This window comes from Hwangdonia lutea (assembly GCF_032814565.1).
Classification (GTDB): domain Bacteria; phylum Bacteroidota; class Bacteroidia; order Flavobacteriales; family Flavobacteriaceae; genus Hwangdonia; species Hwangdonia lutea.
On sequence record NZ_CP136521.1, the window covers coordinates 2,273,965 to 2,287,413 of the forward strand.

Genomic DNA, 13,449 nt, shown 5'->3' on the forward strand with positions numbered 1-13,449 from the left:
TTAGTTGTTTTTGTTTGTAAACTTCATGATTTTTGTCATGTTCCAAGTTGAAAATTTTTAGTTAATTTACAGTTTGAAATATAATCCATACTGAACTAAAAATTTTAACCGACTCATGAAAGCAAACCTCACCAAAAACCTACCTAAAACTTTCACACAAGACGAAGCGTTTAATGCCGCTTTAAAATACTTTAAAAATGATGATTTGGCGGCCCGTGTTTGGCTCAATAAATATGCCTTAAAAGATTCTGAAGGTAATATTTATGAGTTGACGCCAAACGATATGCATCGCAGAATAGCAAAAGAAATAGCGCGGGTAGAAACTAAATACGCCAATCCTTTAAGTGAGGATGATATCTTTAATCTGATTAAAGACTTTAAGTATATTGTCCCTCAAGGTAGCCCGATGGCAGGTATAGGAAATCCGTTTCAAATTGCATCACTTTCAAATTGTTTTGTCATTGGTAATTCTGGCGATTCCGATTCTTACGGTGGCATCATGAAAATTGATCAGGAGCAAGTACAGCTCATGAAACGTCGAGGAGGTGTGGGGCACGATTTATCCCACATTCGTCCCAAAGGTTCAGGGGTTAAAAATTCCGCTTTAACATCTACGGGTATTGTGCCATTTATGGAGCGCTATTCAAATTCTACAAGAGAGGTGGCGCAAGATGGGCGCCGTGGTGCGCTTATGTTGTCGGTGTCTATCAATCATCCGGATTCTGAAGATTTTATCAATGCAAAATTAGAGCAAGGCAAGGTTACCGGTGCCAACGTATCGGTTAGAATTGACGACCAATTTATGAAAGCCGTTAAAAACGGAACAGAGTACACGCAAAAATATCCTATATTTTCTGATAATCCGAAAGTGGCAAAAACAATTGAAGCGAATTCACTTTGGAAAAAAATTGTGCATAACGCATGGAAATCTGCCGAACCGGGAATTTTATTTTGGGATACCATAATCAATGAGTCTGTGCCGGATTGTTATGCCGATTTAGGCTACAAAACGGTATCAACCAACCCTTGTGGTGAAATCCCATTATGTCCTTATGATTCTTGCCGATTGTTAGCCATCAACCTGTTTTCTTATGTTGAAAATCCTTTTACTAAAGAGGCTTCATTTAATTTCGATTTGTTTAAAAAACATGTCGCTTTTGCTCAGCGTATCATGGATGATATTATCGATTTGGAACTTGAAAAAATCGATAATATCTTAAAGAAAATCGATGCCGATCCAGAATTGGACGAGGTAAAAAGTATCGAGCGCAATTTGTGGATTAACATAAAGAGAAAAGCTGAAGAAGGCAGAAGAACCGGAGTTGGCATTACCGCCGAGGGCGATATGTTGGCAGCTTTGGGTATAAAATACGGTAGCGAAGATGGTAACGCGTTTTCTTTAGAAGTGCATAAAACCATAGCTATAGAGGCTTATCGAGCATCGGTGCATTTAGCGAAAGACCGTGGTGTCTTTGCGATTTTTGATGCCGAACGCGAAAAAAACAATCCGTTTATACAGCGATTAAAAGAGGCCGATAGCAAACTGTATTACGAAATGTTGGAATACGGCAGGCGTAATATTGCCCTATTAACCATTGCCCCAACGGGTACAACCAGTTTAATGACGCAAACCACATCGGGCATCGAGCCGGTATTTATGCCCGTTTATAAACGTAGAAGAAAGGTGAACCCAAACGATAAAGATGTGCGCGTTGATTTTGTTGATGAAGTGGGCGACTCTTGGGAAGAATACGTCGTGTTTCATCATCGTTTTAAGCAATGGATGGAAGTTAATGGCATCGATGTGTCAAAAAACTTTTCGCAAGCCGAATTGGACGAGTTGGTTAAAAAATCGCCGTATTATCAAGCAACATCAAACGATGTGGATTGGTTGAGTAAAGTAAGTATGCAAGGTGCTATTCAAAAATGGGTAGACCACTCCATTAGTGTAACCATCAATTTACCAAATGATGTGAGCGAAGAATTGGTGGGCGAATTATATTTAAAAGCATGGGAAGTGGGCTGTAAAGGGGTTACCGTTTATAGAGATGGCTCGCGCTCGGGTGTATTAATTTCAAATGAGGAAACAAAAGAAGAAACTGAAGATAAGTTAACGGCATTCCCTGTAAAACGCCCTCAGGTTTTGGAAGCCGATGTGGTTCGTTTTCAGAATAATAAAGAAAAATGGATTGCCTTTATTGGTTTGATAGATGATAAACCTTATGAAGTATTCACGGGACTTTCTGATGATGAGGATGGTATTTTAATTCCGCGTTGGGTGAACCGAGGATTGATTATTAAAAATAGAAACGACGATGGTACCTCGCGTTACGATTTTCAGTATAAAAATAAGCGAGGCTATAAAACCACTATTGAAGGTTTATCGCATAAATTCAATCCGGAATTCTGGAACTACGCCAAGCTATTTTCCAGTACCTTGCGCCACGGTATGCCCATTGATAAAATTGTAGATTTAATTAATAGCTTACAGCTGGATACCGAATCGATTAATACTTGGAAAAACGGTGTGGCTCGTGCATTAAAACGTTATGTAGAAGATGGCACAAAAGCCAAAGGGCAAAAGTGCGATAACTGTAAATCCCAAAACTTAATATATCAAGAGGGCTGCTTAACCTGTAAAGATTGCGGCTCCTCTAAATGCGGATAAATAATTGTCAGTTTCGAGACCTGTCAGGTTTTTAAAACCTGACAGGTCTTTATTTGATTATGTTTCCTTGGCTTAAATAGTTGTAATCTTCAAGCTCTGTTAAATTATTTATCAGTTTTGTATGACCATTTTTAATAAGATAAATATTATCTGAAGTATCAATAATATGCCGATATAAATGGTCTGTTGTTATAATAGCTTTACGTTGTTTTTCTTCAGAAATTACAGCTTTCACTTTATCAATATTTAAAGGTGCTAAATGCGAAAAGGGTTCATCTAATAAAACGATTTTTCTTTCACTTTTAAGAATAATATAGGTTTCAATTACCCGACGTTCTCCACCAGATAATTTGTTTAAATTCGTGTTTTTAAAAATTGAAAATGATTCAAAATCAGACATAAAACTTTCCCAAGACACTTTAAAAAGTTTAAAAACTGTTTTAACTTTCATTCTATTTGGAATAAAATGATACTGCGGTAAATAGGCTACTAATTTTGTTTGATATAAAGGTTTTAAAATAGGTTTGTTGTCTATTCTGATAAGTTTGTATTTGGGTTTTAACTCTCCAAAAATGATATTAATTAAACAGCTTTTGCCGCACCCGTTGCTTCCTAAAATTCCTGTAACTTTTCCTGTTTCAACTTTTAAATAAATACCATTTAGAATACGCTTTTCTTTAAAATAAAGTTCAACATTATCTATTTCCAAAATCATAAAAACTCTTTAAAAATTAAAAGAAACGGAATACTAAAAAACAAGTCAATAAGGTATAAAAAAGCAAAGAGTTTTAATGTAGAAATGCCTAAATTTTTATAAAAAACAAGCATTCTTTTTGAAGTTGTTTCTTTAATAAGATACCATAAAAAGAACACTAAAATTAACTTTATAATCAAAACTAAAAGTATGTCGCTTTTGCACCACCAAAGTAGTAGTGGATTTAGTATAAACGATAGTAACATGAAGCGTTTATAAAAAATAAATATGGAAAATAATTGCTGCATAAGTACTTAAATAACGCACTTAGCAAAAAAATATTCTAGTAATTAAGTTATATGAACCGTTGGATAATACTAAAAATTCATAAATTATCGTATTTTTGGCATCAATAAAACAGGCAGATGTTAGAGAAATTACAAATAGTAAAACAACGTTTTGATGAGGTTAGCGATTTAATTATCCAACCCGATATTATTACCGACCAAAAGCGTTATGTCGAGCTAAATAGAGAGTACAAAGACTTGCGGATTCTTATGGATAAACGCGAGCAGTATATAGAATTTACCAATAATTTGACTGAGGCTGAAGAGATTATTTCGGACGGAAGTGATGCGGAAATGGTCGATATGGCCAAAATGCAATATGATGAAGCCAAAGAAGGCATCGCGAGGTTAGAAGAAGAAATTAAGGTGCTTTTAATACCCAAAGATCCCGAAGATGCCAAAAATGCCGTAGTGGAATTACGCGCCGGAACGGGCGGTGACGAAGCCAGTATTTTTGCGGGCGATTTGTTTAGAATGTACACCAAATATAGTGAAAGTAAAGGCTGGAAAGTTGATACTGTAGATTTTAGCGAAGGCACCAACGGCGGTTTTAAGGAAATTCAATTTGAGGTTTCTGGCGATGATGTTTACGGTACACTAAAATTTGAAGCCGGCGTACATCGTGTGCAGCGCGTGCCACAAACCGAAACCCAAGGGCGTGTGCATACCAGTGCCGCAACCGTAATGGTATTTCCGGAAGCCGAGGAGTTTGATGTGGAAATTGACCCGAAAGATGTGCGCATCGATTTCTTCTGTTCGTCGGGTCCAGGTGGGCAATCGGTAAATACCACCTATTCTGCGGTACGATTAACGCACGAACCCACAGGTTTGGTAGCGCAATGTCAAGACCAAAAATCGCAGCATAAAAATAAGGAGAAAGCCTTTAAAGTATTGCGTTCGCGTTTGTACGAAATGGAGTTGGCAAAAAAGAATGCTGAAGATGCCGAAAAACGTGGAAGCATGGTTTCTTCGGGCGATAGATCTGCTAAAATTAGAACCTATAATTATTCACAGGGACGTGTCACCGACCACAGAATTGGTTTAACGCTTTACGATTTAAGCAATATTATGAATGGTGATATCCAAAAAATAATAGACGAACTCATGTTAGCCGAAAATACAGAAAAGTTGAAGGCTAATGATGATGTGATTTAAGAATTAATTTAGCCTCATAATTGAGGCTTTTTTATGAAAATAATTGGTAGAAATATATTAATTGGAGTAGTAGCTTTTTTTGTGCTTTTAAAGCTTTTCGGAGTTTTAAATTTTTTTAATGTTCCTTCAACTTCCAATGAGCCTAATTTGAGTTTAGGTGCACGTTTTATTGGCACAAATTTATTAAAACCTAAGGCTCTTGATTTTGCGTATTTTAAATTTTCAGATAGCCTGAAAGGTTATACAATAGTTAAAAGATTGATTGCATTACCAAATGATAAATTGGAATGTAAAAATGGGGTTTATTTTGTAAATGGTCTAAATGTTGATAAAGGCTTAAATTTAAGATATAAATATCTTGTTGATAAAACTTTTTTTGATACCTATATTATGAATGAATTTATTGAAGATGAATCGTTTTTGTTTTATGAGAATTACAAAATAAAAGACTCCGTTTTTGTGTTTTTAGACCAAGATTTTGTTGAAAAGCTTCCGACTAAAATTAATCGTTCTATGCAATATAGCTCAGATAATCTTTCAAAGGATATTTTAAAAAGAAACCCAAATTGGAATGAATATAATTTTGGGCCAATAGTTTTGCCAAAAGGAAAATATTTTTTTTCAGGTGATAATAGAGATAATTCTTATGATTCAAGATTTAGAGGTTTTGTAGATGAAAAAAATATTAAAGGCACATTATTAGTACAGTTTTAAATGACAACAAACCAACTCATTCAGCAGATTAAAAAAAAGAAATCTTTCCTTTGTATAGGATTGGATGTCGATTTAAATAAGATTCCGCAGCATCTTTTAAAAGAAGACGATCCTATTTTTTCATTCAATAAAGCCGTAATTGATGCAACGCATCATTTATGCGTGGCGTACAAGCCCAATACGGCATTTTATGAGGCTTACGGATTAAAAGGTTGGAAATCTTTAGAAAAAACCATTCGTTATTTAAACGAGAAACACCCCGAAATATTTACCATTGCCGATGCTAAACGCGGCGATATTGGTAACACAAGTACCATGTATGCCAAAGTTTTTTTAGAAGATTTAGCCTTCGATTCGGTTACCGTGGCGCCCTATATGGGTAAAGATTCTGTGGAGCCTTTTTTAGCTTTTAAAGATAAGCACACCATTCTTTTAGCCTTAACATCAAATCAAGGAGCATTCGATTTTCAGACTAAAACGGTTGATGGAAAAGCGTTGTACAAACAGGTTTTGGAAACTTCAAAAACATATACAAATTCCGAAAATTTAATGTATGTTGTTGGTGCAACAAAAGCAGAATATTTAGCAGATATAAGACAAATTATTCCCGATAGTTTTTTGTTGGTTCCCGGCGTTGGGGCACAAGGTGGCAGCCTAAAAGAGGTTTGTAAATATGGGATGAATGCCCAAGTGGGATTGCTTATTAATTCGTCGCGTGGGATTATTTACGCTTCAAACGAAACAGATTTTGCCGAAGCCGCTGCTTTAAAAGCCTCAGAGCTTCAAAAGCAAATGGCAGTTGAATTAAGCCATCATTTTATAAATTAAACTTGCCGGTATTGAGCGCAGTCGAAGTATGGCAATCTCATCAATGAAATTTATTGACCAAATAGGAAGGTGTGTTAACTTAAACGGCATTCCTAAACGCATCATATCGTTAGTGCCAAGTCAAACCGAATTACTGTTTGATTTGGGTTTAGAATCTCATATTGTTGGGATAACTAAATTCTGCGTGCATCCCATTCATTTAAAAAAAACCAAAGCAATAGTTGGCGGTACAAAGCAGATAAATATTGGTAAAATAAAAAGCTTAAACCCAGATATTATTCTTTGTAATAAAGAAGAAAACACAAAAGACATTGTTGAGGCTTGCGAGCAGATTTGCAACACGCATGTATCCGATATTTTTAATATTGACGATAGTTTGGAGCTCATTAATCAATACGGGCTGCTTTTTAACAAAAAGGAAGAGGCTCAAATAATTGTAAAAAGTATTCAAAAAAAAGCTGAAGATTTTAAAACCTTCATTCAAAAAAAAACCACTCTAAAAGCGGCCTACTTTATTTGGAAAAACCCGTGGATGGTTGCTGGAAATAATACGTTTATCAATTGTATGTTGGGCTTAAATCACTTAATAAACGTTTACGACACTCAAAATCGTTATCCAGAAATAGAACTTAAAAACACAGCAATTAACAAAGAAGTCGATGTGGTTTTATTGTCCAGCGAACCCTTTCCGTTTAAGAATTCACACAAAAAAGAGGTACAAGCATTTTATCCTAATGCTCATATTGTTTTGGCAGACGGAGAAATGTTTTCGTGGTACGGCTCAAGGCTTACAAAAGCATTTGTGTATTTTAAAAAATTGCGCTTAAATCTTGAGGCGTTTCAAGCTTTGTAGTATCCTCTACAAAATTTGCGATTTTGGTTTCTAATTCCTTTAAGCTAATGAGCTTATTTAGGTTGGGTTTAATTTTTCCAACTCGACAAAACTGTGGTTTCATAACGTTCTTTTATTTATATATAAAGTACGTGTAAATCAGTTTTTTAGACGTCATCTAAAAGTTAAATAAATGTAAAATCTCTGGTGTTGGATTAAATGGAATTTAGGGTCAAATCTCTGGACAGATATTTTAACCTGTTCAGTTTGTTAAGAAGTTTTATGGCTCTGTATTCCGAAATATCGCTTAAAGCGGAATCGGTTTGACGAAAATTATAAGCTTGCTCAACAAGTTCCTTATAACGTTTGTTAATTTTGTTTTGATTGCTTTTTATAAGATCAATTCTATCCATTTTATTGTTCTGTTACAGTTTTGAAAATCAAGCTATTAAATATACATTTTTTTATTTAAAACTAAAAATGGTAAATCAATAAATTTTTGAATTTTAAAATAAATTGTAAATGTTTATTTTAAAAAGAAAATTTTTAAAAACGGATAGTGAAGTTATTGCAGGTGTCAAAGATATTACCCTTGTTGTGTAAAAAGATGATTAGATTTATTCCATATTCCATAACCCGTTATAAGATTCTAATCCTGCAACGCAAAAACCTTCTTCAATAAATCTGTTGTTCTCGACGATAGTTTGGTGCGTATTTCTTTTTCTTCAACAGCAATCATCGTGTAAACACCTTTTAAAGCTTCAACCGTAACGTAATCTGTTAAGTCAGGATTCACATTATTGGTAAACGGGATGTTATTGTATTTATTTATCAAGTTGTTCCAAATCTCGTCGGCACCAACTTTACTAAACGAGTTTTTTATAACAGGATTGAATTTTTCGTATAAAGCGGTTTGCGTTTTATTGGTTAAATATTGGGTTGCGGCATCGTCATTACCTAATAAAATGTTTTTGGCATCGGCAAATGTTATGTCCTTTACCGCACTTACAAAAATGGGCGTAGCTTCTTTTACGGCGTCTTCGGCGGCTCTGTTAAGCACTTTTAAACCTTCGTCGGCTAACTTGCTTAAGCCAATATCCCTCAGTGTTTTGTCAACTTTTTGTAATTCGTCGGGCAACAAAATCTTAACCAATTCATTTTTATAAAAGCCATCTTTTTGCGTGAGTTTGGTAACTTGTTTGTCTATGCCAAAGTCTAAGGCTTGTCGTAATCCAGACGCTATTTCGGCATTTCCAATGCTTCCGCTTTGCGGTAATTGTTTGGCTATTTCCTGTAATTCTGCACAAGCCGTTACGTTGAATATTAATAAGACTGCTAAAAATTTACGAATCATAATTATTGTTTTATATATTTAACAAAGATATATTTTTACAAATGAAGATATTCCAAATACCATGCCTATTATTTTGTGTTGCACTGTTTAATTGTGAAAGAAACAAAAAGACAGATGCTGAGAAACCAACTGAAAAACCAACACAATTTATAACGGTTTTGGGCATTGCACAAGATGCTGGATTTCCTCAAATTAACTGCGAAAAAGCATGTTGTAAAGCCTTTTATAATGGTGAAGAACCCAAGAAATTAATTTCGTGTTTAGGTTTGGTGGATTTGCAGCACAATAAAAAATGGTTGTTTGATGCCACGCCAGATATTGCAGCACAAACAGAGTTGCTTAAAAATCATTTAGATAACAACAAGGTGATTGATGGTGTGTTTTTAACCCATGCACATATAGGGCATTACACAGGATTGATGCAATTTGGAAGAGAGGCTTTGGGCGGAAATAATATTCCGGTTTATGCGATGCCAAAAATGAAAACGTATTTAGAAGATAATGGTCCGTGGAGCCAATTGGTAAGTTTAAATAATATTGATTTAAAACCGCTTCAAAACGATTCAACTATCGTGTTAAATTCAAAATTAAAAGTTACACCTTTTTTGGTGCCACATCGCGATGAATATTCCGAAACGGTAGGTTATAAAATTGAAGGGCAAAATAAATCGGCCATATTTATTCCGGATATTAATAAGTGGCAACAATGGCAACGTAGCATTATCGATGAAGTTAAAAAAGTGGATTACGCATTTTTAGACGCTTCCTTTTTTAGAGATGGCGAATTGGAAAGAGATATGAGCGAAATACCGCATCCGTTTACCACCGAAACCACAACGCTGTTTGAAAACGAATCAAAAGAAACGAAAAATAAAATCCACTTTATTCATTTTAATCATACCAATCCCACTATAAAAGACAATCACAGATTAAAAGATAGCATACAAAATTTAGGCTTTAATTTTGCTAAAGAAGGCGCTATTTATGGATTGTAGCTTTAAATAAAACTGATATAAAAAAAGGCATCTAGGGAGCAGATGCCTTTGGGTAAAACTTCAAAAGGCCTAATTAGTTGCTTAGGTTGTATTGATGTTTTGTAATGAGACACCATTAAATTTAAAAAGTCACATTTTAAATGCGAATAGCAAATTGTTTAGATTTTTTAGCTTTAGATAATTCAATTTAAATGGGCTAATTTTTTGAATATTCCGTAAATTTGACACACAAAATTCAAGATTCTTTAAGAATGATACAAACAGCACCTTATAAACCAAAACATAAAGTAAGAATAGTAACCGCAGCATCACTTTTTGATGGGCACGATGCCTCCATAAATATCATGCGGCGCATTATTCAAGCAACTGGTGTTGAAGTGATTCATTTGGGGCACGATCGCAGCGTTGATGAAGTTGTAAATACGGCCATTCAAGAAGATGCCAATGCCATTTGTTTAACCTCGTACCAAGGTGGGCATAACGAGTATTTTAAGTATATGTTCGATTTGCTTAAAGAACGAGGCGCAGGACATATTAAAATTTTTGGCGGTGGCGGTGGCGTGATTCTACCCAACGAAATTGAGGATTTAATGGCTTATGGAATCACACGTATTTATTCACCAGACGATGGTCGTAAAATGGGCTTACAAGGCATGATTAATGATTTGGTCGAACAATCTGATTTTGCCATTGGAGATATTATAAATGTTAAAATCAATGATTTATCAAAGGATAACCCAAAAGCGATTGCACGGGTTATTTCATCGGCCGAAAATTTCCCGGAAATAGCTAAAGAAACTTTAGAAAAAATACACAAAAAGAATCAAAATTGCAAAACACCGGTTTTAGGAATTACAGGAACTGGCGGCGCGGGGAAATCATCCTTAGTCGATGAATTGGTGCGTCGTTTTTTAATTGATTTTCCAGAAAAAACGGTGGGATTAATTTCTGTCGATCCTTCAAAACGAAAAACAGGAGGCGCCCTGTTGGGCGATAGAATTAGAATGAACGCCATTAACTCGCCACGTGTTTATATGCGCAGTTTGGCAACGCGTCAGTCTAACCTTTCCATATCAAAACACGTCAATGAAGCCGTTGAGGTTTTAAAAGCTGCCGAATATGATTTGATTATTCTGGAAACCTCTGGAATTGGTCAATCCGATACCGAAATCATCGAACATTCCGATGTCTCGTTGTATGTCATGACGCCGGAATTTGGAGCTGCTACACAATTGGAGAAAATCGATATGCTGGATTTTGCAGATTTGGTTGCCATTAACAAATTTGATAAACGAGGGGCTAAAGATGCTTTGCGCGATGTGAAAAAGCAATATATGCGTAACCATTTGTTATGGGACACAAAATCTGAAGATTTACCAGTTTTTGGTACCATTGCGTCTCAATTTAACGACCCAGGCATGAACACGCTTTATAAAGCTGTCTTGGATAAATTGGTTGAAAAGACTGATGCCGATTTAAAATCGACGTTTGAAATTTCAAAACAAATGAGCGAAAAGATTTTTGTAATTCCGCCGGCAAGAACACGTTATTTATCTGAAATTGCTGAGTGTAATCGTTCCTATGATGAAACAGCAAAACAACAAGCTGAGGTTGCACAAAAACTTTACGGAATTTATAAAACGATTTGTAGCGTTGCTGTCATTTCGAACGAAAGTGAGAAATCTCATTTGAGTAAATTTGGAATCAATCAGGATGAGATTCTTGAACACGCTCGTAATAACAAAAACAATGTCATTCCGACAGAAGGAGGAACGACTGACGAGAAATCCCAAAAACAGTTATTGCAGTTGCTTTTTAAAGAATTCGACCGCGTAAAACTAAACCTCGACCCTTATAATTGGGAAATCATTACCGGTTGGGACAAAAAAGTAAATAGGTATAAAGACCCTATCTATTCCTTTAAAGTAAGAGACAAAGAAATTAAAATTGAAACCCATACCGAGTCGCTTTCACATGTGCAAATTCCTAAAGTTGCTTTACCAAAATATCAAGCTTGGGGCGACATTTTAAAATGGTGCTTGCAAGAAAATGTTCCAGGCGAATTTCCTTATGCTTCGGGCTTATATCCGTTTAAGCGAACCGGTGAAGATCCGGCAAGAATGTTTGCGGGTGAAGGCGGACCAGAACGTACCAACAGACGTTTCCACTATGTGAGTGCAGGGTTGCCAGCCAAACGATTGTCCACTGCTTTTGATAGTGTTACGCTTTATGGAAACGACCCGGATTTACGTCCGGATATTTACGGTAAAATTGGAAATGCGGGCGTTTCTATTTGCTGTTTAGACGATGCCAAAAAACTGTATTCCGGTTTCAATTTAGCCGATGTGATGACATCCGTGAGTATGACCATCAATGGTCCCGCACCTATGTTGTTAGGATTTTTTATGAATGCAGCCATCGACCAGCAATGTGAAATTTACATTAAAGAGCATGGTTTAGAAAGTGATGTTGAAGCTAAAATAGCTAAGGTTTATAAAAACAAAGAACGCCCTCAGTACAATGGTGAATTACCGGAAGGAAACAATGGTTTAGGTTTAATGCTTTTAGGAGTTACTGGCGATCAAGTGTTGCCAAAAGCCGTTTACGCTGAAATTAAAAAGAACACGATTGCACAGGTTCGCGGCACCGTTCAAGCCGATATTTTAAAAGAAGACCAAGCACAAAACACCTGTATTTTTTCAACAGAATTTGCATTGCGTTTAATGGGCGATGTACAAGAATATTTTATTAAAAATAACGTGCGTAATTTCTATTCGGTTTCTATTTCTGGGTATCATATTGCCGAAGCGGGAGCCAATCCTATTACCCAATTGGCGCTCACCTTATCCAATGGGTTCACTTACGTGGAATATTATTTAAGCCGCGGTATGGATATCAATAAGTTTGGTCCGAATTTATCCTTTTTCTTTTCTAACGGCATCGACCCAGAATATGCGGTAATTGGTCGTGTTGCCCGAAAAATTTGGGCCAAGGCCATGAAACATAAATATGGTGCCAATGCTCGGGCACAAATGCTAAAATACCATATTCAAACCTCTGGACGAAGTTTGCACGCGCAGGAAATTGACTTTAATGATATCCGCACCACACTACAAGCATTATATGCTATTTACGATAATTGTAACTCGTTGCACACCAATGCATACGACGAAGCGATTACAACACCGACCGAAGAATCGGTTCGTCGTGCTATGGCCATTCAACTTATTATCAATAAAGAATTAGGACTGGCTAAAAATGAAAACCCCATTCAAGGCTCCTTTATTATTGAAGAATTAACCGATTTAGTTGAAGAAGCAGTGCTTTTAGAGTTTGATAGAATTACAGAACGCGGTGGTGTTTTAGGCGCAATGGAAACCATGTATCAACGGAGCAAAATACAAGAAGAAAGTTTGTATTACGAAACCTTGAAACACAATGGCGATTTCCCGATTATTGGGGTAAATACGTTTTTAAGCTCAAAAGGATCACCAACCATTATACCTAAAGAAGTGATTCGAGCCACCGAAGATGAAAAGCAATTCCAAATAAAAACTTTAGAAAATCTTCATAAGACAAACGATACAAAAGTCTTATTGAAAGACCTTCAAACCAAAGCCATTCACAACGAAAATATTTTTGAAGCTTTAATGGAGGTTTGTAAAGTATGCTCTTTAGGTGAAATTACTTCAGCGCTCTTTGAAGTGGGTGGACAGTATCGTAGAAATATGTAAGCAGAGAACCACTTTTCGTTTTTCACGAAAAGTGCGTGAATCGCTTATGCTGAGCGCAGTCGAAGTATCTCAGAGAACCACTTTTCGTTTTTCACGAAAAGTGTGTGAATCGCTTATGCTGAGCGCAG

General features: G+C 36.0%; 10 protein-coding genes. 7 read left to right on the plus strand and 3 right to left on the minus strand.

Features of this window, described 5'->3' with window-relative positions:
• The first annotated feature begins 115 nt into the window (after window positions 1-115).
• Entirely contained in the window at window positions 116-2,668 is a 2,553-nt protein-coding gene (locus RNZ46_RS09865; RefSeq protein ID WP_316982037.1) for an adenosylcobalamin-dependent ribonucleoside-diphosphate reductase, read from the plus strand.
• Window positions 2,669-2,717: 49 nt separating this feature from the next.
• Here the strand turns inward: RNZ46_RS09865 and RNZ46_RS09870 are convergent, their stop codons facing one another.
• On the minus strand, window positions 2,718-3,383 hold the full coding sequence (locus RNZ46_RS09870) for an ATP-binding cassette domain-containing protein (RefSeq protein WP_316982038.1): 666 nt from the start codon (window positions 3,381-3,383) through the stop codon (window positions 2,718-2,720).
• Window positions 3,384-3,787: 404 nt separating this feature from the next.
• On the opposite strand from RNZ46_RS09870, the gene prfA reads away from it, so the two are divergent.
• The 4 genes from prfA to RNZ46_RS09890 are packed head-to-tail and all read left to right on the plus strand — an operon-like array spanning window position 3,788 to window position 7,259.
• Window positions 3,788-4,864, plus strand: coding sequence for a peptide chain release factor 1 (gene prfA / locus RNZ46_RS09875; RefSeq protein WP_316982039.1), 1,077 nt, complete (start codon window positions 3,788-3,790; stop codon window positions 4,862-4,864).
• Window positions 4,865-4,897: 33 nt separating this feature from the next.
• The gene (gene lepB / locus RNZ46_RS09880) at window positions 4,898-5,578 is read left to right on the plus strand and encodes a signal peptidase I (RefSeq protein ID WP_316982040.1); all 681 of its coding nucleotides are present in this window, start codon (window positions 4,898-4,900) and stop codon (window positions 5,576-5,578) included.
• Window positions 5,579-6,406, plus strand: coding sequence for an orotidine-5'-phosphate decarboxylase (gene pyrF / locus RNZ46_RS09885; protein ID WP_316982041.1), 828 nt, complete (start codon window positions 5,579-5,581; stop codon window positions 6,404-6,406).
• A 43-nt stretch (window positions 6,407-6,449) separates the two neighbouring features.
• On the plus strand, window positions 6,450-7,259 hold the full coding sequence (locus RNZ46_RS09890; RefSeq protein ID WP_316982042.1) for an ABC transporter substrate-binding protein: 810 nt from the start codon (window positions 6,450-6,452) through the stop codon (window positions 7,257-7,259).
• A gap of 194 nt (window positions 7,260-7,453) precedes the next feature.
• Here the strand turns inward: RNZ46_RS09890 and RNZ46_RS09895 are convergent, their stop codons facing one another.
• Window positions 7,454-7,651, minus strand: coding sequence for a Lacal_2735 family protein (locus tag RNZ46_RS09895; protein ID WP_316982043.1), 198 nt, complete (start codon window positions 7,649-7,651; stop codon window positions 7,454-7,456).
• A gap of 236 nt (window positions 7,652-7,887) precedes the next feature.
• Complete coding sequence (locus RNZ46_RS09900) at window positions 7,888-8,592, minus strand: DUF4197 domain-containing protein (protein WP_316982044.1); 705 nt, start codon at window positions 8,590-8,592, stop codon at window positions 7,888-7,890.
• A gap of 41 nt (window positions 8,593-8,633) precedes the next feature.
• On the opposite strand from RNZ46_RS09900, the gene RNZ46_RS09905 reads away from it, so the two are divergent.
• On the plus strand, window positions 8,634-9,587 hold the full coding sequence (locus RNZ46_RS09905) for an MBL fold metallo-hydrolase (protein ID WP_316982045.1): 954 nt from the start codon (window positions 8,634-8,636) through the stop codon (window positions 9,585-9,587).
• Between the two features lie 251 nt (window positions 9,588-9,838).
• Window positions 9,839-13,321 carry a methylmalonyl-CoA mutase family protein gene (locus RNZ46_RS09910; protein WP_316982046.1) on the plus strand — a complete coding sequence of 1,161 codons (3,483 nt, stop codon included), beginning with the start codon at window positions 9,839-9,841 and terminating at the stop codon, window positions 13,319-13,321.
• Window positions 13,322-13,449: the final 128 nt, after the last annotated feature.

Coding starts and splice junctions, on each gene's coding strand:
- RNZ46_RS09900 (WP_316982044.1), bottom strand. CDS start 8,592: ATGATTCGTAAATTTTTAGCAGTCTTATTAATATTCAACGTAACGGCT.
- RNZ46_RS09905 (WP_316982045.1), top strand. CDS start 8,634: ATGAAGATATTCCAAATACCATGCCTATTATTTTGTGTTGCACTGTTT.
- RNZ46_RS09870 (WP_316982038.1), bottom strand. CDS start 3,383: ATGATTTTGGAAATAGATAATGTTGAACTTTATTTTAAAGAAAAGCGT.
- pyrF (WP_316982041.1), top strand. CDS start 5,579: ATGACAACAAACCAACTCATTCAGCAGATTAAAAAAAAGAAATCTTTC.
- RNZ46_RS09910 (WP_316982046.1), top strand. CDS start 9,839: ATGATACAAACAGCACCTTATAAACCAAAACATAAAGTAAGAATAGTA.
- RNZ46_RS09865 (WP_316982037.1), top strand. CDS start 116: ATGAAAGCAAACCTCACCAAAAACCTACCTAAAACTTTCACACAAGAC.
- lepB (WP_316982040.1), top strand. CDS start 4,898: ATGAAAATAATTGGTAGAAATATATTAATTGGAGTAGTAGCTTTTTTT.
- prfA (WP_316982039.1), top strand. CDS start 3,788: ATGTTAGAGAAATTACAAATAGTAAAACAACGTTTTGATGAGGTTAGC.
- RNZ46_RS09890 (WP_316982042.1), top strand. CDS start 6,450: ATGAAATTTATTGACCAAATAGGAAGGTGTGTTAACTTAAACGGCATT.
- RNZ46_RS09895 (WP_316982043.1), bottom strand. CDS start 7,651: ATGGATAGAATTGATCTTATAAAAAGCAATCAAAACAAAATTAACAAA.